Origin of the sequence: Streptomyces sp. NPDC059166, assembly GCF_042755185.1 — a bacterium.
In the GTDB taxonomy this organism is placed as follows: Bacteria; Actinomycetota; Actinomycetes; order Streptomycetales; family Streptomycetaceae; genus Streptomyces.
On sequence record NZ_JBHZCI010000005.1, the window covers coordinates 43,373 to 65,304 of the forward strand.

Sequence of the window (21,932 nt, forward strand, 5' to 3'; positions counted from 1 at the left end):
GGCGTCGTGAGCCCGCCCGCCACTCCGCACAGGCCCTACGTGGAGGCGCCGGAGCGGCTGCGGGCGACGAACGACGAGGCGGCGAAGTTGACGACGAGGGTCATGAGGAAGAGCGCGAGGCCGGCGGCCATCAGGGCCGACATCCCGAAGGCACTGGACTCGCCGTAGCGCAGCGCGATCAGCGCGGACACCGAGCTGGCGCCGTTCTGCAGGACGTGCCACTGGATCTCGAAGACGGGCGAGATGATCAGGTAGACGGCGATGGTCTCGCCGAGCGCCCGGCCGAGGCCGAGCATGGTGCCGCCGATCATGCCGCCCTTGCCGAAGGGCAGGACGACGCTTCGGATCATGCCCCAGCGGGTCGCGCCGAGGGCGTAGGCGCCCTCGCGTTCACCGGCGGGTGCCTGGGAGAAGACCTCCCGCATGATCGAGCAGATGATCGGCGCGACCATGAGGGCGACGACGATGCCGGCCACCAGGGTCGACGACGTGTAGACGGTCTCGGGTGCGAGCGGGTCGCTCGGGTCCGCCCCGTCCACCGCGAAGAGCGGGATCCAGCCCAGGTAGGTGGCGATCCACCGTGCGGTGGGCAGGATCGCGCCCTCGAAGAAGAAGAGGCCCCAGAGTCCGTAGACCACGGACGGTACGGCCGCCATCAGGTCGACGACGCTGACCAGCGTCCGGCGCAGCCCGGGCGGCGCGTACTCGGAGATGTAGAGGGCGGAGCCCAGCGCCAGCGGCACGGCCACCACGATCGCCGTCAGGGCGATGAGGATCGTGCCGATGAGCACGGCGGCGATTCCGAACCGTCCGGCGTCGGGTTCCCACGCCTCGGTCGTCAGGAAGGACCAGCCCGCCCTCTCCAGCGCCTGCCAGGCCCTGAAGAGGAGGAATCCGCCGACCAGCAGCATCACCGCCAGCACCAGCCCCCCGCCGCCCCGGGCCACCGTACGGAACACCCGGTCCGGTATGCCGGGGTCCGCATGCAGTCGCCGGGGGGCGTCGGATGCGGCACCGGCCGCCTCGGCGGGCGACGTCCGCTCTCCTGTTCGCATCATCACGCGGACGACGCTCACGGTGAGCGATGAACCGCTGCGCCCGGTGATGTGAACGAGGGGCACCCTAAAGGCAACTTCCGGTGACCTCCCCCGCCTCGCGGAGGAGCCGGAGGAAGCGCTCGAAGGCCGCCTGACAGGTCGAACGGCGTTCGTACGCACGCGCCGAGATCGCCGTCGGGCGGCCGTCCGCGCGTCGCAGCAGCCACACCCAGCCGTTGCCGGTCGCGGTGTGCTGCACCACTCCCGTCTGCCCGGTGAACTCCTTCCTCAGGTCGTCGAACGCGGCCCGGCAGTCCGCGTACGCACCGAACGCACGCGGGGAGACCGCGACGGCACGCCCGTTCTGGGCGATCACCCGCCACCCGTAACGGCCTTCCGCGTCCATGTCTATCCGGCAGCGCACGCCCGTGGCGCCCGCTCCGCCGTCGTCGGCATCCGTCATGTTCGCCCCCACCCCCGCGCCCCGTCCGGACGTCGGGGCGGCAAGCGCAATCTATGGAGACAGCTGTGAACGGCGGGGGGACGAACAGGCCAGGCGGTCTGTTTTCATCGGGATGTAGCCCCTTGGGCACACCCCGTACATCCGGGCGGTGCCGGTGCGTCCGGGCGGGAGGAGCGTTTCCCCGCTGCCGGGCGGGGGGCCTGGAGGATCCGGCCCGGGCACGCGACCGGCCCCACCCCGGACGCGGACGGGAGGGTCCTGCCGCCCGTGTCAGCCGATCGCCAGCAGGACCACGAGGAGCACGGCGCCGACGACCGCGGGGGCGATGAGCTCGTAGGCCCAGCGCACCGAGGCCGCGCCCGCGCCCGCGTCCTTGCGGGCCTCCGCCCGCTCGGCCAGCTCCCGCAGGTCGCCCACCGTACGGTCGGCCGCCGCGGCCCGGGCCTGGGAGTCGCGGACGTCGGCGTGCACGGAGGCCCGGCCGTAGGGGTCGTCGTGGGCCTGCTGGGTCGCCTTTCGGGCGGCGCGCTTGCGCTCGCGGAGCGAGACGGGGACGGCCCACAGCTGGTACTTGGCGCCGTCGTGGGTGAAGACCTCGCTCGAGTAGGCGGCCCGCACCGTGGAGACGTCCGTCCAGGGCAGCACGATCGTGCGGAACGGGTTGCGGATCCTGATCCGCGCCTCGTCGGCGAAGACCGCCGGCCGCAGCGTGAACGCCACGACCAGCGGGACGACGAGGAGCAGTGCCGCGAGGGCGAGCCACGGCGTCCGCCCCTCACCCTGGATCACCGCGTCGACACCGATCCAGCCGACGAGCAGGAGGAGCAGCGCGCCGCCGGCCAGCCCGGCACCCGACCGGTAGGTTCGTTCGGCGTGGGCGGGCTCGGCGGGGGGCGTGGGGCTCGTCATGGTCCCGATTCTGCCTGAAGCGGCGCCCACGGCGGGGCGCGGCCTCACGCGGTCGGTGAAGGACCCGGAACGAACGGGGCCCTGTACAGGTCGCTACGCGCGTAGATATGCTCACCTGGTGACCATGCCCACCACTGCTCCCTCATTCGCCGACGCCACCGCGTCCGACGGGGCGCTGCGCCGCTTCCTGCACGGGTTGCCGGGCGTCGACCCCGTCGGCCTCGAAGCGCGTGCCGCCTCCCTCGGTACCCGGTCGATCAAGACGACCGCCAAGGCGTACGCCATCGACCTGGCCATCTCGATGATCGACCTGACGACGCTGGAAGGCGCGGACACCCCTGGCAAGGTCCGGGCCCTGGCCGCCAAGGCGGTCAACCCTGATCCCACCGACCGCACGACCCCGCGCACTGCGGCCGTCTGCGTCTACCCCGACATGGCCGCGACCGCCGTCGCCGCCCTGGCCGGCTCCGGGGTGAAGGTGGCGTCCGTCGCGACGGCCTTCCCGGCCGGACGCGCCGCGCTGGACGTCAAGCTCGCGGACGTGCGCGACGCCGTGGCGGCCGGGGCCGACGAGATCGACATGGTCATCGACCGGGGCGCCTTCCTCTCCGGGCGCTATCTCAAGGTGTACGAGGAGATCGTCGCCGTGAAGGCCGAGTGCGGCTCCGCCCGGCTCAAGTTGATCTTCGAGACCGGCGAGCTCTCCACCTACGACAACATCCGGCGGGCGTCCTGGCTCGGGATGCTGGCGGGGGCGGACTTCATCAAGACCTCGACAGGCAAGGTCGGCACGAACGCCACCCCGGCGAACACCCTGCTCATGCTGGAGGCCGTACGCGACTTCCGCGAGCAGACCGGCGTGCAGGTCGGCGTGAAGCCCGCCGGCGGGATCCGCACCTCGAAGGACGCGGTCAAGTTCCTCGTCCTGGTCAACGAGACGGCGGGTGAGGACTGGCTGGACAACCACTGGTTCCGCTTCGGCGCCTCCAGCCTGCTGAACGACCTGCTGATGCAGCGCCAGAAGCTCAGCACAGGCCGCTACTCCGGCCCCGATTACGTGACGGTGGACTGATACGCCATGGCATCCGCATTCGACTACGCACCGGCGCCGGAGTCCCGCTCCGTCGTCGACATCGCCCCTTCGTACGGGCTGTTCATCGACGGCGAGTTCACCGAGGCCGCCGACGGCAAGGTCTTCAAGACCGTCAGCCCGTCGACCGAGGAGGTCCTCTCCGAGGTCGCCAGGGCCGGCGCCGAGGACGTCGACCGCGCCGTGAAGGCGGCCCGCAAGGCCTTCGAGAAGTGGTCGGCGCTGCCCGGCTCCGAGCGCGCCAAGTACCTCTTCCGGATCGCCCGCATCATCCAGGAGCGCTCACGCGAGCTCGCCGTCCTGGAGACGCTGGACAACGGCAAGCCCATCCGGGAGACCCGTGACGCGGATCTGCCGCTGGTCGCCGCGCACTTCTTCTACTACGCGGGCTGGGCGGACAAGCTCGGTCACGCGGGGTACGGGGCGAACCCGCGCCCGCTCGGTGTGGCGGGCCAGATCATCCCGTGGAACTTCCCGCTGCTGATGCTCGCCTGGAAGATCGCCCCGGCGCTCGCCACCGGCAACACCGTGGTGCTGAAGCCCGCGGAGACCACGCCGCTGTCCGCGCTGTTCTTCGCGGACATCTGCCGGCAGGCGGGCCTGCCCAAGGGCGTCGTCAACATCCTGACGGGGTACGGCGACGCGGGCTCGGCGCTCGTCGAGCACCCGGACGTGAACAAGGTCGCCTTCACCGGTTCCACCGCCGTCGGCAAGGCCATCGCCCGTCAGATCGCGGGCACGGGCAAGCGGGCCACGCTGGAGCTCGGCGGCAAGGGCGCCAACATCGTCTTCGACGACGCCCCGGTCGACCAGGCCGTCGAGGGCATCGTCACCGGCATCTTCTTCAACCAGGGCCAGGTCTGCTGCGCGGGTTCACGCCTCCTGGTCCAGGAGTCCGTGGAGGAGGAGGTCCTGCACGCGCTCAAGCGCAGGCTGTCCACGCTCCGGCTGGGCGACCCGCTGGACAAGAACACCGACATCGGCGCGATCAACTCCGGGGAGCAGCTGGCCCGGATCAGCGCGCTCGTGGAGACCGGCGAGGCGGAGGGAGCGGAGCGCTGGACGGCCCCGTGCGAACTCCCCTCCTCCGGATACTGGTTCGCTCCGACACTCTTCACCGGGGTCAGTCAGGCCCACACCGTGGCCCGGGACGAGATCTTCGGCCCGGTGCTCTCGGTGCTCACCTTCCGCACGCCCGACGAGGCCGTGGCGAAGGCCAACAACAGTCAGTACGGCCTCTCGGCCGGCATCTGGACGGAGAAGGGCTCCCGCATCCTCGCGGTGGCGAACAAGCTCCGCGCGGGTGTCGTCTGGGCCAACACGTTCAACAAGTTCGACCCGGCCTCGCCGTTCGGCGGGTACAAGGAGTCGGGCTTCGGCCGCGAGGGCGGCCGCCACGGCCTGGAGGCGTACCTCGATGTCTGAGCGCGAATCGACCAACGGCTCCGCCGAGCGGCGTCTGAGCGTATTCAAGACCTACAAGCTGTACGTCGGGGGCAAGTTCCCCCGCTCCGAGAGCGGCCGGGTGTACGAGGTGACGGACTCCAAGGGCAGGTGGCTCGCGAACGCGCCGCGGTCCTCCCGCAAGGACGCCCGCGACGCGGTCGTCGCCGCACGTAAGGCGTTCGGCGGCTGGTCGGGGGCGACGGCGTACAACCGCGGCCAGGTCCTGTACCGCGTCGCGGAGATGCTGGAGGGCCGCAGGGAGCAGTTCGTCCGGGAGGTCGCGGACGCCGAGGGGCTCTCGAAGTCCAAGGCCGCGGCCGTGGTCGACGCGGCGGTCGACCGGTGGGTCTGGTACGCGGGCTGGACCGACAAGATCGCCCAGGTGACGGGCGGGGCCAACCCGGTGGCGGGCCCGTTCTTCAACCTCTCCACCCCGGAACCGACCGGCGTGGTCGCGGTCCTGGCGCCGCAGGGGTCGTCGTTCCTGGGGCTGGTGTCGGTGGTCGCCCCGGTGATCGCCGCGGGCAACACGGCTGTGGTCGTCGCCTCGGAGGCCGCTCCGCTGCCGGCGCTGTCGCTCGGTGAGGTACTCGCGACGTCCGACGTGCCGGGAGGTGTGGTCAACGTCCTGTCGGGTGCGACGGCCGAGCTGTCGGCGCCGCTCGCCGCCCACCAGGACGTCAACGCCATCGACCTCACGGGCGCGGCGGGCGACCCCGCGCTCGCCGGGGAACTGGAGGTCTCGGCGGCCGACAACCTCAAGCGGGTCCTGCGCCCACAGGGTGTGGACGAGGACTGGACGGCCGACCCGGGCACGCGGCGCCTGACGGCCTTCCTGGAGACCAAGACGGTCTGGCACCCGACGGGCGCACTGGGAGCCTCCGGCTCCTCGTACTGACACCCGGCATCCGTGGGGCCGCCGCCGGGCGGCCCCACGGGCGCGTCACGGAAGATCGGGCGTGATCAGACCGGTCACCTGTCCGATCACGGGCAGGTCGCCGAGCGCGGCCCCGCTGGTCAGCGGGTCGGTGACCAGCGCCGTGGTCACCGGCTTGAAGTCGGCGATCTGGGCACCCACGGCGTTGTCCAGCGGGTCCACGCCCGTCCCGGCCAGCGGGTCGATCTGCAGGTCGGTGATGGGCTTGACCGCACCGGCGAGGCCGTAACCGAGCGCGCTCGTCAGCGCGGGCGCCGCGGCTTCACCGACCGCCCCCAGCGTGCTGTCCGCGGTGTCCGAGCCGGTGGCGGGCGCGGCCGGGAGCGTCGCCGCCTGCGCGGCGGCACCTCCGGCGCCGAGCGCCGCTCCGAGCGCGGTGAGGGTGAGCCCGGCGCGCAGCAGGGCGCGGCGCCGGGGCTTGGTCAGTGCATGACGTGCCATGTTTTCCCACCTGATCGGGACGTGTCGGGTAATCATCCGTGCGCGCAGAGTAGTTGAGGTGTGATGCTGGATACCACAGGACCTCCCGGGGATCCCCTACGCGGGTCAATGCCTCACACTTCTGTTCTGTGAGTTCCCAAGCGATCCCCACGCGCGTCGTACTGCTCGCCGGTCCGTCCGGCTCCGGCAAGTCGTCCCTCGCGGCCCTCAGCGGTCTGCCGGTGCTGCGTCTGGACGACTTCTACAAGGAGGGCAACGATCCGACACTGCCCCGGGTCACCGGCAGCGCGGACATCGACTGGGACTCGGCACTCTCCTGGGACGCGGACGGCGCGGTCGCGGCCGTCGCGGAGCTCTGCCGCACGGGGCGGACGACGATACCCGTGTACGACATCGCGACCAGTTCGAGGACGGGCCGCGAGACGTTCGCCATCGAGCGCACGCCCCTGTTCGTCGCGGAGGGCATCTTCGCGGCGGACATAGTGGAGCGCTGCCAGGAACTGGGGCTCCTCGCGGACGCCCTGTGTCTGCGAGGCAGGCCCTCGACGACCTTCCGGCGGCGACTGATGCGGGATCTGCGCGAGGGCCGGAAGTCCGTGCCCTTCCTGGTGCGACGGGGCTGGCGGCTCATGCGGGCCGAGCGGGGCATCGTGGCCCGCCAGACCGCGCTCGGCGCGTATCCCTGCGGCCGGCAGGAGGCCCTCGGCCGGCTGGCCGCCGCGGCGGCGGGACGCTGCCGCAGGGTACCGGCGGGCGCCGCGGTCACGAAGTAGGCCGGCCGTCGCTCCCACGGGAGCCCCGGCACCGGAGCGGGCCGCCACCGGGGACGGGTCCGCGCCTCAGGTGCGGTCGGCCGCCGCCGGAAGCCGCGGCTCCGGCCCGACGCCGCCGGCGGGGCGACGACGGGTGGGCCGGACACGACGAGCGGGGGCGGACAAGACCCCCCGGCCCGTCCGCCCCCGCCACGTGTTCCCCCCGCGCCGCAGCCTCCCCCGAAGCCGCGGCCCTTCCCCCGTACCCCCCTCTGTTCCCCCGTGTCCCCCGTAGACCTCAGGCCACCAGCTCGCCGAAGGACTCCTCCTCGTCACGGCCGAAGCTGAGGACCTCGTCCTCGCGCAGCCGGCGGAGCGACCGCCAGATGCTCGACTTCACCGTGCCGACACTGATGTCGAGTATGGATGCGATCTCCGGGTCCGTACGGCCCTCGTAGTAGCGGAGCACCAGCATGGTCCGCTGGAGTTCCGGGAGCCGTGCGAGCGCCTGCCAGAGCACCGCCCGCAGTTCCGTGCCCCGCATCGCGTCCGTGTCGCCCGCCGTCTCCGGCAGCTCCTCGGTCGGGTACTCGTTGAGCTTGCGCCTGCGCCACGCGCTGATGTGCAGGTTGGTCATGGTGCGGCGGAGGTAGCCGCCGACCGCCGCCTTGTCGCTGATCCTGTCCCAGGCGCGGTACGTCGAGAAGAGGGCGCTCTGCAGCAGGTCCTCGGCCTCGTACCGGTCACCGGTCAGGTGGTAGGCGGTCGCGTACAGGGAGGCACGGCGCTCCTGGACGTAGGCGGTGAACGCCGCTTCGGCGTCCTCCGCGTCGTCCAGGGGCTTCCGCGCCCCCGGTACCTCCCCGTACGCGCTTCCCCCGTCGTCCCCCGTGCGCGGGCCGACCATCGCCAGGAACGACGCGTGCGACCGGCTCGCGCCACGCACTCTCCCCCGCGTCCCGGCACCGGACTTCTCCGTGCTCCGCCCGAGGTCGTGGAGCCGCGTGACAACTGCGCTTGAGGTCGTGCTGTGCAGTGCGTTCATGTGGCGCCCCCCATCGGTGGAGTCCGTTCGTTCCGTGTGCCAACGAGCTTGCCGGGGCAGTTTCATGGCCCTGTCCCCCGACTGTCACAGGCCTGTCACAGGGCATGTCGGCCGATCAAGTCGGACGGAAGGTCGAAACGTGGCACCACCATGGGCCAGAATGACCTCCGTGCCTTTCCTGTTGCTGATCGAGGACGACGACGCCATCCGCACGGCCCTGGAACTCTCGCTGTCGCGCCAGGGCCATCGTGTGGCCACCGCGGCGACGGGTGAGGACGGCCTGGAACTGCTCCGGGAGCAGCGCCCGGATCTGGTGGTGCTGGACGTGATGCTGCCCGGGATCGACGGTTTCGAGGTGTGCCGCCGCATCCGCCGCACCGATCAGCTGCCGATCATCCTGCTGACCGCGCGCAGCGACGACATCGACGTCGTGGTGGGCCTGGAGTCGGGCGCGGACGACTACGTCGTCAAGCCCGTGCAGGGCCGGGTGCTCGACGCCCGCATCCGGGCGGTCCTGCGCCGCGGCGAGAGGGAGTCGACCGACTCGGCGACGTTCGGGAGCGTGGTCATCGACCGGTCGGCCATGACCGTCACCAAGAACGGCGAGGACCTGCAGCTCACCCCGACCGAGCTGCGGCTCCTCCTCGAACTGAGCCGCAGGCCCGGACAGGCCCTGTCCCGGCAGCAGTTGCTGCGCCTGGTGTGGGAGCACGACTATCTCGGGGACTCGCGCCTGGTGGACGCCTGCGTGCAGCGGCTGCGGGCGAAGGTCGAGGACGTACCGTCCTCGCCGACGCTGATCCGTACCGTGCGCGGTGTGGGCTACCGGCTGGACTCGCCTCAGTGAGCCGTACCGCGAAGCGCTCCGTACTCGCGGGGCTTCGCTGGACCAGTCTGCGGCTGCGCCTGCTGATCGTGTTCGCGCTGGTGGCCCTGACCGCCGCGGTCTCCGCGTCGGGCATCGCCTACTGGCTCAACCGCGAGGCCGTGCTGACCCGTACGCAGGACGCGGCGCTCGGCGACTTCCGCCGTCAGATGCAGACCCGGGCGGCGTCACTGCCGTTGCAGCCCACCGCGGCCGAACTGCGGGAGACGGCCGAGCAGATGTCGGACAGCAGCCCGGGGTACCACGTGCTGCTGATCGGCACCCATGACGGCAAGCCCGTCACCGGGTCCTCCGACATCGACGCCTTCACCAAGGTGGACGTACCGTCCTCGCTGCAGCGGCAGGTGAACAAGAAGCAGCCGCTCACCTCCGGCAACACCTTTGAGTACCACCTGTTCTGGCAGCGCACGGCCCGTGGCGGCACCCCCTACCTGGTGGCCGGGACGAAGATCATCGGCGGCGGCCCGGCCGGGTACATGCTGAAGTCCCTGGAACAGGAACGCGAGGACCTCAGCTCGCTGGCCTGGTCCCTGGGCATCGCCACGGCCCTGGCGCTCGTCGGTTCCGCACTGCTCGCCCAGGCGTCGGCGACGACCGTGCTGCGGCCGGTGCAGCGGCTGGGCGACGCGGCCCGCAAGCTCGGCGAGGGCAAGCTGGACACCCGGCTCGTGGTCTCCGGGAACGACGAACTCGCCGACCTCTCCCATACGTTCAACAAGGCCGCGAGCTCCCTGGAGAAGAAGGTCGCGGACATGAGCGCCCGGGAGGAGTCGAGCCGGAGGTTCGTCGCCGACATGTCGCACGAGCTGCGCACCCCGCTGACCGCGATCACCGCGGTCGCCGAGGTGCTGGAGGACGAGGCGGACAGCCTGGATCCGATGATCGCCCCCGCGGTGCACCTGGTGGTGAGCGAGACGCGGCGGCTGAACGACCTGGTCGAGAATCTGATGGAGGTCACCCGCTTCGACGCGGGGACGGCCCGGCTCGTCCTGGACACGGTCGACGTGGCGGACCAGGTGACGGCCTGCATCGACGCCCGTGCCTGGCTGGACGCGGTGGACCTGGACGCGGAGCGCGGAATCATGGTGCGGCTGGATCCGCGCCGGCTCGACGTGATCCTCGCCAACCTGATCGGCAACGCCCTCAAGCACGGAGGTTCACCGGTGCGGGTGTCCGTGCGGACCGACGAGGACGAGCTCGTCATCGAGGTGCGCGACCACGGCCCGGGCATCCCCGAGGAGGTCCTGCCCCACGTGTTCGACCGCTTCTACAAGGCCAGCGCGTCGCGACCGCGTTCCGACGGCAGCGGTCTCGGCCTCTCCATCGCGGTGGAGAACGCCCACATCCACGGTGGTGACATCACCGCCTCCAACCTGCCGGACGGCCAGGGCGCGGTGTTCGTGCTGCGTCTCCCCCGGGACGCGGAGGCTCTGGCCGGCTCCCCGGACGGCAGGGACGAGGACGGGAACGGCGACGAGAGGGGCGACGCGAAGTGATGTCCGGCGAACGGGCCCGGGCCGCGCGGGCCCCGTGGCGGGCGGTCGTCGCGCTGGCGGCCCTCGCGACGGGCGCGGCGCTGCTGTCCGGGTGCGGAATCCGCACCACCTCGGTCCCCGTCGACGCCGGGGCGGCGCCGTCCAGGATGCCGTGCCGGACCGCACCGGCCCGGGCGACGGCCCCGGCGGACACCGTCCCGCTGCGGATCTACCTGTCGTGCGCCTCGCAGCTGGTCACCGTGGAACGGTCCGTCGAGGTGGACGAGACACGGTCCGACCGGCTGCTGGTCGCGCAGACGCTGCTGAGCGAGCTCCAGCGGGAGCCGGACGGCGCGGAGCGGCGGGCCGGGTTCTCCACGAACGTGCCGATGGGGCTGCGGGTCTCGGATGCCCGCAAGGGGGATCCGGAGGGCACGCTGCGCCTCAGCGAGCAGCCGGACGACCTGCCCCCCGAGGCGCTGGCCCAGGTGGTGTGCACGTACGGGGACAGCGACACCCTCGGCTCCGGCGGGTCCGTGACGCTCGGCGGTCCGGGGAACTACGCCCCTCGCGGGTACCTCTGCACATCGGAGACGAAGAGCCGGCCCTCGGACGTGCCGACGCTCGGGACGGAGGAGCAGCCCTGAGGGCGCCGCGCCCACGAGCCCCCCGGGCTCCGGGCTCCGATGTCCCGGGCCCCGGCGTTCCGGACCTCGATGTCCCGGGCTCCGGCACTCGGGACCTCCGCGTTTTCCGGCCCCCGGCGCTCGGGACCTCGGCGTTTTCGCGCCCCCGGCGCTCGGTCCCGCTGAGCCCGCGACCGGGCGCCGCGCCCACGCGCGCTCCCGGCGGGATGCCCGTGGGGCGGGTCACAGCGCTGCGGCACGACCGCGCGGAACCGATCCTGCCGGTCGTGGCGTCTTGGTGCACGTGCGCCACAGTTCGGACGGCCATGCCGTCATCCGCTTCCGTGCGGCGGGAGTACTCCTCCTCGTCGCGCATCTCCTGTTCGTCGGCTGGCTGACGCTGCGCCCGCTGGACGTCCCCTGGATGACGGCCGCGAACCTCCATCCGCTGGACGGCATCAAGGCGGACCTCGCGCTGGGCCCCGCCGAGGCGGGGCGCCGGATCGGTGAGGGCCTGGTCCTGCTGGCGCCCCTGGGGATACTGCTGCCGATGGCCGGGGGCCGGCTGCTCGTCTCGCCCTGGGCCTCCCTGGCCCGTACGGTCGCCGCCGGTGCCCTGATCTCGATGGCCATCGAGCTGGCGCAGACCGGTGTACCCGGCCAGGTAGTCGACGTCGACTCGTTGCTCCTCAACACCGTGGGTGTGGCGCTGGCCCATCTGCTGGTCGTGCCGTTGTCGCGGGCGCGGCTGCGCCGGGGCAACCGGGCGGGTGCCGGCGATCTGTCGCATCCGGGCGGTGGGGTCCCGCTGTCCCGGCGAGAGGCGTCTCAGGGGGCCACCCCGACGATTTCCAGGGTCGGCATCGCCCCGTAGAGCGACGCTTCGCCCCGCTTCCCGGAGCCACCATGGACGTACCGGGAGCGCGACGGAGCGGCTCCCCGGACCGTTCACGAAGGAGCTTCCCATGGCCGCACTTGTCCGCCCGAGCGAAGGACGCATGATCGGTGGGGTGTGCGCGGCGCTGGCACACCGCTTCGGCACCTCCGCCGGGACGATGCGCGTCATCTTCCTGGCGTCGTGCCTGCTTCCCGGACCGCAGTTCCTGCTCTATCTGGCGCTGTGGGTCCTTCTCCCCTCCCGGAAGAGCCCGGCCACGACGGCCTGGTGACCGGGGGGATCACGGGGACAGAGCAGTGGGGCGCACACCCGGTCCGGGTGTGCGCCCCAACTGTGTGCCGCCGGTCAGCCGCCGATCGGGAGCACACCGGTCAGGCCGCCGGCGGGCATCCCGCCGAGCAGGTTGGTACCGGGGGCGGAGAGGTCGCTGCCACCGCGCTGCTGCTGCTGGTCGAGAGCGCTTCCGGCGGCCTCCTGGACCGCGGGCAGCGCCTCCGTGACCGAGTCGAGGGCGATGTTGGAGGGCAGGCCTCCGGCCAGGGCGTCGACGGGCACCGCGACGGCGGAGGCGCTTCCGGCACCGACGGCGGCGAAAGCGGCACCGAGAGCGGCGACACCGAGGGTCCTGACAGCAGACTGCTTCATGTGAAATTCATCCTTGGGGAGAGGGATGGGAGCGGCTCTGCAACGTAGTCAGCCCGACGCTTCTCCCGCAAACACGCGGCGACACGGAAAACGGCCGGGAGCACGCGCTCCCGGCCGCCGAGAAATCACCCTGTTCAGCCCGCCATGGAAGAGGAAGCACTGGTCACAGCTGTCTGACGAAACAGCCACTCGGATTTCAGCTCCGCATATCCGGGCTTCACCACATCATTGATCATCGCCAGACGTTCATCGAAAGGAATGAACGCTGATTTCATCGCATTGACGGTGAACCACTGCATGTCGTCGAGCGTGTATCCGAAGGTCTCGGTCAGCCGCTCGAATTCCCGGCTCATGCTCGTACCGCTCATCAAACGGTTGTCGGTGTTCACGGTGACGCGGAAATGCAGTTTCCGGAGCAGCCCGATGGGGTGCTCCGCGTAGGAGGCCGCTGCGCCGGTCTGGAGGTTGGACGTCGGGCACAGCTCCAGCGGGATCCGCTTGTCGCGCACGTACGAGGCGAGGCGGCCCAGGGTCACGGTGCCGTCGTCGGCGACCTCGATGTCGTCGATGATGCGGACCCCGTGGCCCAGCCGGTCGGCGCCGCACCACTGGAGCGCCTGCCAGATCGACGGCAGGCCGAAGGCCTCACCCGCGTGGATCGTGAAGTGGTTGTTCTCGCGCTTGAGGTACTCGAAGGCGTCCAGGTGCCGGGTGGGCGGGTAGCCGGCCTCGGCACCCGCGATGTCGAAGCCCACGACCCCCAGGTCGCGGTAGCGGTTGGCGAGTTCGGCGATCTCCAGCGCGCGGGCGGCGTGCCGCATGGCCGTGAGGAGGGCGCCGACCCGGATGCGGTGGCCGTTGGCACGGGCGCGGCGCTCACCCTCGCGGAAACCCTCGTTGACCGCTTCGACGACCTCTTCGAGTGAAAGCCCGCCGTCGAGGTGCTGCTCCGGCGCGTACCGCACCTCCGCGTACACGACGCCGTCCTCGGCGAGGTCCTCGGCGCACTCGGCGGCCACCCGGAAGAGCGCGTCACGGGTCTGCATGACGGCACAGGTGTGGGCGAAGGTCTCGAGGTACCGCTCCAGCGAACCCGAGTCGGCGGCCTCCCGGAACCAGATGCCGAGCTTGTCGGGCTCGGTCTCCGGCAGGGCCACGACGGGGCTGCCTCCCACGCCCTCGAGGCCGTGGGCGCTCCGGGCGGCGGCGAGTTCGATGATCGTGCCGGGGCGCAGGCCGCCGTCGAGGTGATCGTGGAGGAGCACCTTGGGGGCGCGGCGGATCTGGTCGGGGCCGGGGACGTTCAGGGTCTGGCTCGTCATCAGGGCACTCTAGCGCCTACGCGCGTAGAGCGCCGGTGCCGATACGTAACAGTGACCGCGAAGCCGGGTGGAGTACACCTGCCCTTCTGACACTGTTCTGCCATGGCACAGCGCACACTTCCCCTGCCTGCCGCCAGGCTGGGACGGGCCGTTCTCACGGCCGGAGCTGCACCCGAGGTCAGCGGCGTGGTCCTGCTGCTCCCGGACGGCGAGACCGACTCGCGTCGCCGTCCCTCCGCCCTTTCGTACGCGGCGCAACTGCCGCTCGCCCGGACCCTGGCCCGCGCCGGCCAGGGCGACGGGCTCGCGGTGCACGTGGTGCGCTACCGCAGCCGGGGCTGGAACTCCGGCGCCGACCCGGCGTCCGACGCCCAGTGGGCGGCGGACGAGGTCCAGCGCCTCTACGGCGACATCCCCGTTTGCCTGGCCGGGCACGGCATGGGCGGCCGCGCCGCACTGCGCGGAGCCGGGCACGACGCGGTCAGCTCGGTGCTGGCGCTGGCACCCTGGCTGCCGGAGGACTCCGGTCCGGAGCCGGAGCCGGTGAAACAGCTCGCCGGCCGGAGGGTGCTGATCGTGCACGGCACCAACGACGCGCGGACCGACCCCGAGCTCTCCTACCGGCTGGCGGAACGCGCGAAGAAGGCGAACCGGGACACCTGCCGTTTCGAGGTCCACTCGGACGGACACGCGCTGCGCCAGCACCGCACCGAAGTCCTGGCGCTGGCCTCGGACTTCATCGCGGGCTCGCTCTTCGCCAGGCCCTACGCCCGCCCGGTCGCCGACGCGTTCGCCGCTCCCCCGCCCCTCGGCCTGCGGATGCCGCTGGCGGCGGGGTTCGGTCGGTCGCTGAAGCACTGAGGCGCGGCCGCCGGGACGACCGGGGCCGGACGGACGCGGGGCAGGGCGCCGCCTCAGTCCGGGAGCAGACTCCCCCGGCGCGACAGCAGGAAACGCTTGAAGGCGGCCACGGGCGGGGTGTCGGGGTGTCCGTCCAGCCAGGCGACGCCGATCTCTCGCGCCGCACGCGGCGCGGTCACCGCCAGCTCGACCACCCCGGGCCTGGCGACGGCGGGCGGCGGCAGCAGCGCCACCCCCAGCCCGGCGGCGACCAGGCCGCGCAGGGTCTCCGCCTCCTCGCCCTCGAAGGCGACCCGAGGGGTGAACCCGGCCTCGGCGCACAGGTCGTCCGTGATCCGCCGCAGCCCGTAACCGGGTTCGAGGGTGACGAAGGTTTCGTCGGCGGCCTCCGCGAGGCGTACCCGCCGCCGGCCCGCCAGCCGGTGCTCGTCGGGCACGACGAGGCGCAGCCGCTGCTCGTCGAGGCGCATGGCGACGAGGTCGGGCGCGTCGGGGACGGGGGAGGTGAGGCAGAGGTCGAGCTCACCCGCCCGCAGGCGCTCGATCATCGCCTCGCCGTAGTTCTGCACGAGCTGGAAGCGGACCCGGGGGTGGTCGGCGCGGAAGGCCCGGATCAAGGCGGGCACCGTCTCGGAACCCATGGTGTGCAGGAAGCCGAAGGCGACCTTGCCGGCCGTGGGGTCGGCGTCGGCGCGTACCGATTCCGCCGCCTTCTCGACCTCGGCCAGTGCGCGTTCGGCCGATCCGAGGAAGGTCCGGCCCGCCGGGGTCAAGGAGACGGTGCGGCCCCTGCGGGCGAACAGGGCCACCCCCAGGTCCTGTTCGAGCCGCACCATGGCGCGCGACAGCGTGGACTGCGGCACTCCGAGCTCCTGCGCGGCCCGGGTGACGTGCTCGTGACGGGCCACCGCCTCGAAGTACGCGAGACGGGGTGCGAGCACTGCACGGATGTCTTCTTCGTAACTGCTCGGTGACAGCCGAGGCCGTGAGCTGTACTGATGCACCATGGGAACGATTATGACGGTTTCATGCATTGGACGCATGAAACCTCTCGGTCTACGTTCGCGGTATGCCTCCTGCCAGTACCGGGGCGTCCACCATCACGCTGGACGCCGCCGTTCCGTCTTCCTCCGCCACCTCCGCGCCGACCGTCCAGGACCGCCTCACCCCCGGCGGCCCCGGCTACCGCAGGATGAGCTTCGCGCTCTTCTCGGCGGGGGTCGCGACCTTCGCGCTCCTCTACTCCACCCAGGCCCTGCTGCCCTCCGTCTCCGCCTCCTTCGGCGCGACGGCCGGGCAGGCGAGCTGGACGGTGTCCGCGGCGACCGGGGCGCTCGCCCTGTGCGTACTGCCGCTGAGCGCACTCTCCGAGCGCTTCGGCCGGCGCCAGATGATGACGGCCTCCCTCGCGGTCGCCGTGGTGATCGGCCTGCTGGTCCCGTTCGCCCCCTCGCTCGGCTGGCTGATCGCGCTGCGCGCGGTCCAGGGCGCGGCGCTGGCCGGCCTGCCGGCGTCCGCGATGGCGTACCTGGCGGAGGAGGTCCGCCCCAAGGCCCTGGTGGCCGCGATCGGACTGTTCGTGGCGGGCAACAGCATCGGCGGCATGAGCGGCCGTATCCTCGCCGGCTGGGTCGCCCAGCTGTGGGGCTGGCGGGTGGCGCTCGGAGCGATCGGGCTGCTGGCCGTGGCCTGTGCGGTCACCTTCCACCTGCTGATCCCGAGGGCCCGGCACTTCAGCCCCGCCTCGCTCAACCCGAAGGCGCTCGCGAGGACCGTCACCGGTCACCTCTCCAACCCGCTGCTGCGCCGGCTGTACGCGATCGGCGCGCTGTTCATGACGGTGTTCGGCGGCGTCTACACCGTGATCGGCTACCGGCTCGTCGAGGAGCCCTTCTCCCTCCCGCAGGGCGTCGTCGGCTCGATCTTCCTGGTCTACCTCGTCGGCACGGTCTCCTCCGCGGCCGCGGGCCGGCTGGTCGCCCGGCTGGGCCGCAGGGGCGCGCTCTACCTCGCGGTCTCGACGACGGCCGCCGGTCTGCTGCTCTCCCTGGCCGACCAGCTGGTGGCGGTCCTGGCCGGTCTGGTCCTGATCACGGCAGGCTTCTTCGCCGGGCACGCCGTCGCCTCGTCCTCGGTGAGCCGCACGGCGACGTCCGGCCGGGCCCAGGCGTCGGCGCTCTACCAGTCCGCGTACTACCTGGGGTCCAGCGCGGGCGGCACGCTCGGCGCCGTCGCCTTCCACGCGGGAGGCTGGGCCGGCACCGTCGGCATGGGCGTCCTCGCGGTCCTCGGCGTCCTGACGATCACCCTCTTCGGGACCCGGGCCGCCCGCTCCGAGCGGCTGCGCGCGGGTGCGCCGCAACCGCTGCACAACTGAGACCTTCTGGGCACAACCGCTGCTCCCCCGAGCGCGTCCAACAAGCGGAGTCACGATCCGCGGACGACCGCGAAGGGGAGCAGGCGTACATGACGATCATGGGGAAGATACCCGCCCGGCGGGCGCGGCGCGCAGCCGCGCTGTCCGTGGCCGGGCTGGTGGCGGCGCCCGCGCTGGTGCTGACCACCGGGACGTCCGCCCAGGCGGCGTCCTGCACGGCTTCGAAGGGGCCGTACCAGAAGCAGGTCGAGAAGTGGCTGGGGCGGACGGCCGACGGCCGCCAGTCGTCGGCGGACTGCTCGGCGATCCGCTCGTTCCAGGTGGCGAAGGGGATCACCCCCGCCATCGGCTACGCCGGTCCGGTCACCTGGCGCACGATGAAGACGATCAGCGCGCAGAAGGCGGCGGGGAAGAACCCGAACGCCGCGAAGAAGTGCCCCACCAACAAGGGGCGCATCGCCTGCGTCGACCTGACCAGGCAGCTGAGCTGGATCCAGGACGGCTCCAAGCTGAAGTTCGGTCCGGTGCCCGTGCGGACCGGCCGCAACGGCGACGAGACGCGGACGGGTTCCAAGAAGATCTACTGGCGCAACATCAACCACTGGTCGACGCTCTACGACGTGAGCATGCCCTACGCCCAGTTCTTCGACGGCGGCCAGGCGTTCCACTCGGTCACCAAGTCCATGTACAACAACCCCGGGTCCGCGGGCTGCGTCAACATGCGTCCGTCGGACGCGAAGTCATACTGGAGTCTGCTGAAGAACGGCGACGACGTCTACGTCTACGGCCGCAAGCCCGGCACCTGAGCAGCGGCTTCCTCGTTCCGGCCCCTGTTGTCAGTGCTCTGCTGTAGCTTCCACAGTGCCGAGTGAGCGGTGTCACAGCGCGACAGGGGTGGAGCGATGAGTGATCGGACAGCGACAGCGGACATCGACAGCCGTCTGGAGGGACACCGGGTCGAGCTGACCGGCTTCTGCTACCGGATGCTCGGCTCGGCCTTCGAGGCGGAGGACGCGGTCCAGGACACCCTGGTCCGCGCCTGGCGCAGCTTCGACAAGTTCGAGGGCCGTTCCTCGCTGCGTTCCTGGCTGTACCGCATCGCGACCAACGTCTGCCTGGACATGCTGAACGCGGGCAACAAGCGGGCGAGGCCCGTCGATCTCACCGGGCCGACCCCGCTGGCCCAGGCCGCGTTGAACCCCCTCCCCGAGAACACCTGGCTGGAGCCGATGCCGGACGGCCGGATCCTGCCGTCGGTGGCGGATCCGGCGGAGGCGGCGGTGGCGAAGGAGTCGGTGCGTCTGGCTTTCGTCGCCGCTCTCCAGCACCTGCCGCCGAAGCAGCGCGCGGTGCTGATCCTGCGGGAGGTCCTGGCGTGGAAGGCGAGTGAGGTCGCCGAGCTGCTGGACACCTCGGTCGCCTCGGTCAACAGCGCCCTCCAGCGGGCCCGGGCGACGCTTTCGGACACGGAGTCCTCGGCGCCCGACACCTCGAACCCGCTCGACGACGAGCAGCGCAAGCTGCTGGACCGCTACGTGGCGGCGTTCGAGGGGTACGACATGGCGGCGCTGACGGCTCTGCTCCACGAGGACGCGGTGATGACGATGCCGCCGTTCGACCTCTGGCTCCAGGGGCACGACGACATCACGGGCTTCATGCTCACCATCGGGGCGAGCTGCGAGGGTTCGCGGCTGGTGGCGACCGAGGCCAACGGCTCCCCCGCCTTCGCCCACTACAAGCCGAACCCGGAGGGGCCGGGCTTCGTGCCCTGGGCGGTGCAGGTCATCGACATCTCGGACGGTGCCATCACGGGGATGCACTGCTTCCTGGACACCCCGCGCTGGTTCCCGCTCTTCGGCCTGCCGGACCACCTGGAGGCGGACGCCGCGTGAGGATACCGAGGCCGCTGCTGATCGGCTGGGCACTGGTCGCGGCGGGCGGCTGGGCGGCGACGCTCTGGCTGGGCGAGCCGGCCGCCACCGCGGGGCCGGGGCGTGCCCCGGGCGGCGGCCAGGTCGGAAACCCGGAGCCCGGCCCGCAGCCGGAGGGCGGATGCGAATCACCGGGCCCGGCACCCTCACCGTCCGGGAGCACCGACCCGGTGCTGTCCGTGAAGGTGCCCGGGGGGATCGGCGAGAACGGCCGCATGGCGCAGAGGTACTGCGTCACCGTCACCGCACGGGACGGCGCGACGGCACGCTGAGGGGCCCGCCAGGCGCCACGTGGGGCGGCAGAGGAAGCCCCGGGCGCGTCGGCGCCTCACTTGGGGGCAGACGGCTGCTCCGCCATGGCGACCACATCGGCCAGCCCCACCAGGTCCAGCAGTGCGGCGAGTTCCGGGGGCGCACGGCGCAGCCGCAGTGTCCGGCCGCCCGCCCTGCGGGCGATCACGGAGAGGCGCGCCACCGCTTCCACCACGGCGAGGTCAGGGCGCACCACGCCGGCCAGGTCGCAGTCGACGACCGCGCCGTCGGGCGCCTCGGTGCCGCCTGCGAGGACGGCCTCCAGCTCGGCGCAGAGCGCCGGCACATCGGCGCGGGTGATCAGGCCGGTGACGACGAGGGCGTACGGAGCTGTGGCATCCACATCAGGCAGACCGGCCGGGCGGCCGGAACTCATCGGCGGGCGGTTTTCACCTCCGGAGCCGAGACCTCAGCCGGCCGGGAGGATCCCTGTGTCCAGATCCAGGCCGAACGGCTTCGGCAGGGTCAGCGTCTCGCCGTACTCGACGGCTTCCAGGAGCCGGTAGGTGCCGTCGCTCGGCTCTCCGTACAGGGTCGCCGTCGGGCGGCCGCTCTGCCACGGGTCGAGGAGCAGGAACAGTTCGACGCCCGCCTTCGCGTATCCGCGCGCCTTGCCGATGCGGTCGTGGTTGGCGTTGGCCTGGGAGGTGATCTCGACGACGAGCCGTGCCTCCTCGGCGGGGACCCAGTTGCCGGGTCCGGTGGCCACCGCGCGCGGTACGACGACCAGGTCGGGGATGTACAGGCCGGCCCGGCCTGGGACCGAGACGCCGAGGGTCTGGTAGATCCCCCAGTCCTCCGGGATGACCGTGTAGAGCCTGCGCTGCAGAAGCTCGGCCGTGGTGTTGTGGTCCTTGGACCGCGGTGGCGACACGGTGACGATCCCCTCGATGATCTCCACCTTGCAGCCCTCGGGTGCGTCCGTCTCCTCCCAGATACGGACCAGGTCGTCCCATTCCTGGCCGTGGCCCGGCACGGGATCGACGCTGAATGCGCTCATGGCGGTCTCCCTCGATCACCTGATGCGTCACCGATCCCAGCATGCCGAACGGGACCGGCGGTGGTCCACCGGTCCCGTTCACCCGTACGAGGAAGCCGCAGGTCAGGCGATACGTTCCCGCACCACCGGGGTGGCGGTGAAGGGGGTGCCGGACGGGGCGATGTCGTACGCGGCAGGCAGGGCCTTCAGGGCGTAGTCGAACTTCTCGGGGGTGTCCGTGTGCAGGGTCAGCAGCGGCTGCCCCTCGGTCACGGTGTCGCCGGGCTTGGCGTGCAGTTCGATGCCCGCGCCCGCCTGCACCGGGTCCTCCTTGCGCGCCCGGCCCGCGCCGAGGCGCCAGGCGGCGACGCCGATGTCGTAGGCGTCGAGCCGGGTCAGCACGCCCGAGGAGGGGGCGCTGACCACGTGCTGCTCGCGGGCGACGGGGAGTGCGGCGTCCGGGTCGCCGCCCTGGGCGGAGATCATGCGGCGCCAGACGTCCATGGCCGAGCCGTCGGCCAGGGCCTTCTCCGGGTCGGCGTCCTTCAGCCCGGCGGCGTCGAGCATCTCGCGGGCGAGCGCCAGGGTCAGGTCGATGACGTCCTTCGGGCCGCCGCCGGCGAGGACCTCGACGGACTCGCGGACCTCAAGGGCGTTGCCCGCGGTCAGGCCGAGCGGGGTCGCCATGTCGGTGAGCAGCGCGACGGTGCGCACACCGCTGTCGGTGCCCAGCGCGACCATGGTGGAGGCCAGTTCGCGGGCGTCCTCGACGGTCTTCATGAAGGCGCCGGAGCCGACCTTGACGTCCAGGACGAGCGCGCCGGTGCCCTCGGCGATCTTCTTGGACATGATCGAGCTGGCGATGAGCGGGATCGCCTCGACGGTGCCGGTGACGTCGCGCAGTGCGTAGAGCTTCTTGTCGGCGGGGGCGAGACCGTCGCCCGCCGCGCAGATCACGGCGCCCGTGGTGCCGAGGACGTCGAGCATCTCAGCGTTGGAGAGGTGAGCGCGCCAGCCGGGGATGGACTCCAGCTTGTCGAGGGTGCCGCCGGTGTGCCCGAGGCCCCGGCCGCTGAGCTGCGGCACGGCGGCGCCGCAGGCGGCGACGAGCGGGGCGAGCGGCAGGGTGATCTTGTCGCCGACGCCGCCGGTGGAGTGCTTGTCCGTGGTGGGGCGGGAGAGGGCGCCGAAGTCCATCCGCTCGCCGGAGGCGATCATCGCGGCGGTCCATCGGGCGATCTCGGTACGGTTCATACCGTTCAGCAGGATCGCCATGGCCAGCGCGGACATCTGCTCGTCGGCGACCTCGCCGCGGGTGTACGCGTCGATGACCCAGTCGATCTGTTCGGGGCTGAGCTCGCCCCGGTCCCGCTTGGTACGGATGACGGAGATGGCGTCCATGGGAGGGGAGTCCTTCCGGCCGGATGGGTGGGCGAGAGAGTCCCGTTGACTCTACGCGCATAGAGAGTGAACGTTCCGCCACGCCGTCCGGCGGGCCCG

Annotated in this window: 25 protein-coding genes; 14 read left to right on the forward strand and 11 right to left on the reverse strand. The window is 71.8% G+C overall.

Annotated features, from left to right (window positions below; genetic code table 11):
- Positions 1–35: 35 nt before the first annotated feature.
- The 3 genes from pstC to ACFXOA_RS05330 all read right to left on the reverse strand — a co-directional run bounded on the left by pstC (position 36) and on the right by ACFXOA_RS05330 (position 2,409).
- A complete protein-coding gene (gene pstC / locus ACFXOA_RS05320; protein WP_385023134.1) occupies positions 36–1,058 on the reverse strand; it encodes a phosphate ABC transporter permease subunit PstC in 1,023 nt (340 codons plus the stop codon).
- 64 nt (positions 1,059–1,122) lie between these two features.
- Positions 1,123–1,500, reverse strand: a complete 378-nt coding sequence (locus ACFXOA_RS05325) for a hypothetical protein (protein ID WP_385022831.1) — start codon at positions 1,498–1,500, stop codon at positions 1,123–1,125.
- 270 nt (positions 1,501–1,770) lie between these two features.
- Positions 1,771–2,409: a PH domain-containing protein gene (locus ACFXOA_RS05330; RefSeq protein ID WP_385022834.1), complete on the reverse strand. Its 639-nt coding sequence runs from the start codon at positions 2,407–2,409 to the stop codon at positions 1,771–1,773.
- Positions 2,410–2,533: 124 nt separating this feature from the next.
- Here ACFXOA_RS05330 and deoC point away from each other — a divergent pair, with 124 nt between their 5' ends.
- The 3 genes from deoC to ACFXOA_RS05345 are packed head-to-tail and all read left to right on the forward strand — an operon-like array spanning position 2,534 to position 5,843.
- The gene (gene deoC, locus ACFXOA_RS05335) at positions 2,534–3,481 is read left to right on the forward strand and encodes a deoxyribose-phosphate aldolase (RefSeq protein ID WP_385023136.1); all 948 of its coding nucleotides are present in this window, start codon (positions 2,534–2,536) and stop codon (positions 3,479–3,481) included.
- Positions 3,482–3,487: 6 nt separating this feature from the next.
- Positions 3,488–4,924, forward strand: a complete 1,437-nt coding sequence (locus ACFXOA_RS05340) for an aldehyde dehydrogenase family protein (protein WP_385022837.1) — start codon at positions 3,488–3,490, stop codon at positions 4,922–4,924.
- The gene (locus ACFXOA_RS05345) at positions 4,917–5,843 is read left to right on the forward strand and encodes an aldehyde dehydrogenase family protein (RefSeq protein WP_385022839.1); all 927 of its coding nucleotides are present in this window, start codon (positions 4,917–4,919) and stop codon (positions 5,841–5,843) included. Before ACFXOA_RS05340 ends, ACFXOA_RS05345 begins: the two co-directional genes overlap by 8 nt.
- A gap of 45 nt (positions 5,844–5,888) precedes the next feature.
- Here the strand turns inward: ACFXOA_RS05345 and ACFXOA_RS05350 are convergent, their stop codons facing one another.
- Positions 5,889–6,323 (reverse strand): hypothetical protein, encoded by a 435-nt coding sequence (locus ACFXOA_RS05350; RefSeq protein WP_385022842.1) that lies wholly within the window; start codon positions 6,321–6,323, stop codon positions 5,889–5,891.
- A gap of 128 nt (positions 6,324–6,451) precedes the next feature.
- Between ACFXOA_RS05350 and ACFXOA_RS05355 the strand changes: the two genes are divergently transcribed.
- Positions 6,452–7,096, forward strand: coding sequence for a uridine kinase (locus ACFXOA_RS05355; RefSeq protein WP_385022845.1), 645 nt, complete (start codon positions 6,452–6,454; stop codon positions 7,094–7,096).
- Between the two features lie 277 nt (positions 7,097–7,373).
- Here the strand turns inward: ACFXOA_RS05355 and ACFXOA_RS05360 are convergent, their stop codons facing one another.
- Positions 7,374–8,120 (reverse strand): SigE family RNA polymerase sigma factor, encoded by a 747-nt coding sequence (locus tag ACFXOA_RS05360; protein WP_385022847.1) that lies wholly within the window; start codon positions 8,118–8,120, stop codon positions 7,374–7,376.
- A 169-nt stretch (positions 8,121–8,289) separates the two neighbouring features.
- Between ACFXOA_RS05360 and afsQ1 the strand changes: the two genes are divergently transcribed.
- The 5 genes from afsQ1 to ACFXOA_RS05385 all read left to right on the forward strand — a co-directional run bounded on the left by afsQ1 (position 8,290) and on the right by ACFXOA_RS05385 (position 12,276).
- The gene (afsQ1, locus tag ACFXOA_RS05365; RefSeq protein ID WP_015578482.1) at positions 8,290–8,967 is read left to right on the forward strand and encodes a two-component system response regulator AfsQ1; all 678 of its coding nucleotides are present in this window, start codon (positions 8,290–8,292) and stop codon (positions 8,965–8,967) included.
- Positions 8,964–10,502, forward strand: coding sequence for an ATP-binding protein (locus ACFXOA_RS05370; protein WP_385022850.1), 1,539 nt, complete (start codon positions 8,964–8,966; stop codon positions 10,500–10,502). Before afsQ1 ends, ACFXOA_RS05370 begins: the two co-directional genes overlap by 4 nt.
- On the forward strand, positions 10,502–11,128 hold the full coding sequence (locus ACFXOA_RS05375) for a hypothetical protein (protein WP_385022852.1): 627 nt from the start codon (positions 10,502–10,504) through the stop codon (positions 11,126–11,128). Before ACFXOA_RS05370 ends, ACFXOA_RS05375 begins: the two co-directional genes overlap by 1 nt.
- 277 nt (positions 11,129–11,405) lie before the next feature.
- Positions 11,406–11,981 (forward strand): VanZ family protein, encoded by a 576-nt coding sequence (locus ACFXOA_RS05380; protein ID WP_385022854.1) that lies wholly within the window; start codon positions 11,406–11,408, stop codon positions 11,979–11,981.
- 91 nt (positions 11,982–12,072) lie between these two features.
- A complete protein-coding gene (locus tag ACFXOA_RS05385) occupies positions 12,073–12,276 on the forward strand; it encodes a PspC domain-containing protein (RefSeq protein ID WP_385022856.1) in 204 nt (67 codons plus the stop codon).
- Between the two features lie 74 nt (positions 12,277–12,350).
- On the opposite strand, the gene ACFXOA_RS05390 is transcribed toward ACFXOA_RS05385, so the two are convergent.
- Both ACFXOA_RS05390 and ACFXOA_RS05395 read right to left on the reverse strand, forming a co-directional pair.
- Positions 12,351–12,650, reverse strand: coding sequence for a hypothetical protein (locus ACFXOA_RS05390; protein ID WP_385022858.1), 300 nt, complete (start codon positions 12,648–12,650; stop codon positions 12,351–12,353).
- A 134-nt stretch (positions 12,651–12,784) separates the two neighbouring features.
- The gene (locus ACFXOA_RS05395; protein WP_385022860.1) at positions 12,785–13,972 is read right to left on the reverse strand and encodes an adenosine deaminase; all 1,188 of its coding nucleotides are present in this window, start codon (positions 13,970–13,972) and stop codon (positions 12,785–12,787) included.
- Positions 13,973–14,074: 102 nt separating this feature from the next.
- On the opposite strand from ACFXOA_RS05395, the gene ACFXOA_RS05400 reads away from it, so the two are divergent.
- Positions 14,075–14,833, forward strand: a complete 759-nt coding sequence (locus ACFXOA_RS05400) for an alpha/beta hydrolase (protein ID WP_385022862.1) — start codon at positions 14,075–14,077, stop codon at positions 14,831–14,833.
- Positions 14,834–14,886: 53 nt separating this feature from the next.
- Here the strand turns inward: ACFXOA_RS05400 and ACFXOA_RS05405 are convergent, their stop codons facing one another.
- Positions 14,887–15,840, reverse strand: coding sequence for a LysR family transcriptional regulator (locus ACFXOA_RS05405; RefSeq protein ID WP_385022864.1), 954 nt, complete (start codon positions 15,838–15,840; stop codon positions 14,887–14,889).
- A 62-nt stretch (positions 15,841–15,902) separates the two neighbouring features.
- Here ACFXOA_RS05405 and ACFXOA_RS05410 point away from each other — a divergent pair, with 62 nt between their 5' ends.
- The 4 genes from ACFXOA_RS05410 to ACFXOA_RS05425 all read left to right on the forward strand — a co-directional run bounded on the left by ACFXOA_RS05410 (position 15,903) and on the right by ACFXOA_RS05425 (position 19,413).
- Positions 15,903–17,210, forward strand: coding sequence for an MFS transporter (locus ACFXOA_RS05410; RefSeq protein ID WP_385022866.1), 1,308 nt, complete (start codon positions 15,903–15,905; stop codon positions 17,208–17,210).
- 89 nt (positions 17,211–17,299) lie between these two features.
- The gene (locus tag ACFXOA_RS05415; protein ID WP_385022868.1) at positions 17,300–18,016 is read left to right on the forward strand and encodes a L,D-transpeptidase family protein; all 717 of its coding nucleotides are present in this window, start codon (positions 17,300–17,302) and stop codon (positions 18,014–18,016) included.
- Between the two features lie 96 nt (positions 18,017–18,112).
- Positions 18,113–19,102, forward strand: a complete 990-nt coding sequence (locus ACFXOA_RS05420; protein ID WP_385022870.1) for a sigma-70 family RNA polymerase sigma factor — start codon at positions 18,113–18,115, stop codon at positions 19,100–19,102.
- On the forward strand, positions 19,099–19,413 hold the full coding sequence (locus tag ACFXOA_RS05425) for a hypothetical protein (protein WP_385022872.1): 315 nt from the start codon (positions 19,099–19,101) through the stop codon (positions 19,411–19,413). Before ACFXOA_RS05420 ends, ACFXOA_RS05425 begins: the two co-directional genes overlap by 4 nt.
- 56 nt (positions 19,414–19,469) lie before the next feature.
- Here ACFXOA_RS05425 and ACFXOA_RS05430 read toward each other — a convergent pair whose 3' ends face one another.
- The 3 genes from ACFXOA_RS05430 to ACFXOA_RS05440 all read right to left on the reverse strand — a co-directional run bounded on the left by ACFXOA_RS05430 (position 19,470) and on the right by ACFXOA_RS05440 (position 21,833).
- A complete protein-coding gene (locus ACFXOA_RS05430; RefSeq protein WP_385022874.1) occupies positions 19,470–19,829 on the reverse strand; it encodes an STAS domain-containing protein in 360 nt (119 codons plus the stop codon).
- Between the two features lie 33 nt (positions 19,830–19,862).
- Positions 19,863–20,453: a Uma2 family endonuclease gene (locus ACFXOA_RS05435; protein WP_385022876.1), complete on the reverse strand. Its 591-nt coding sequence runs from the start codon at positions 20,451–20,453 to the stop codon at positions 19,863–19,865.
- Positions 20,454–20,555: 102 nt separating this feature from the next.
- Positions 20,556–21,833, reverse strand: coding sequence for a thymidine phosphorylase (locus ACFXOA_RS05440; RefSeq protein WP_385022878.1), 1,278 nt, complete (start codon positions 21,831–21,833; stop codon positions 20,556–20,558).
- Positions 21,834–21,932: the final 99 nt, after the last annotated feature.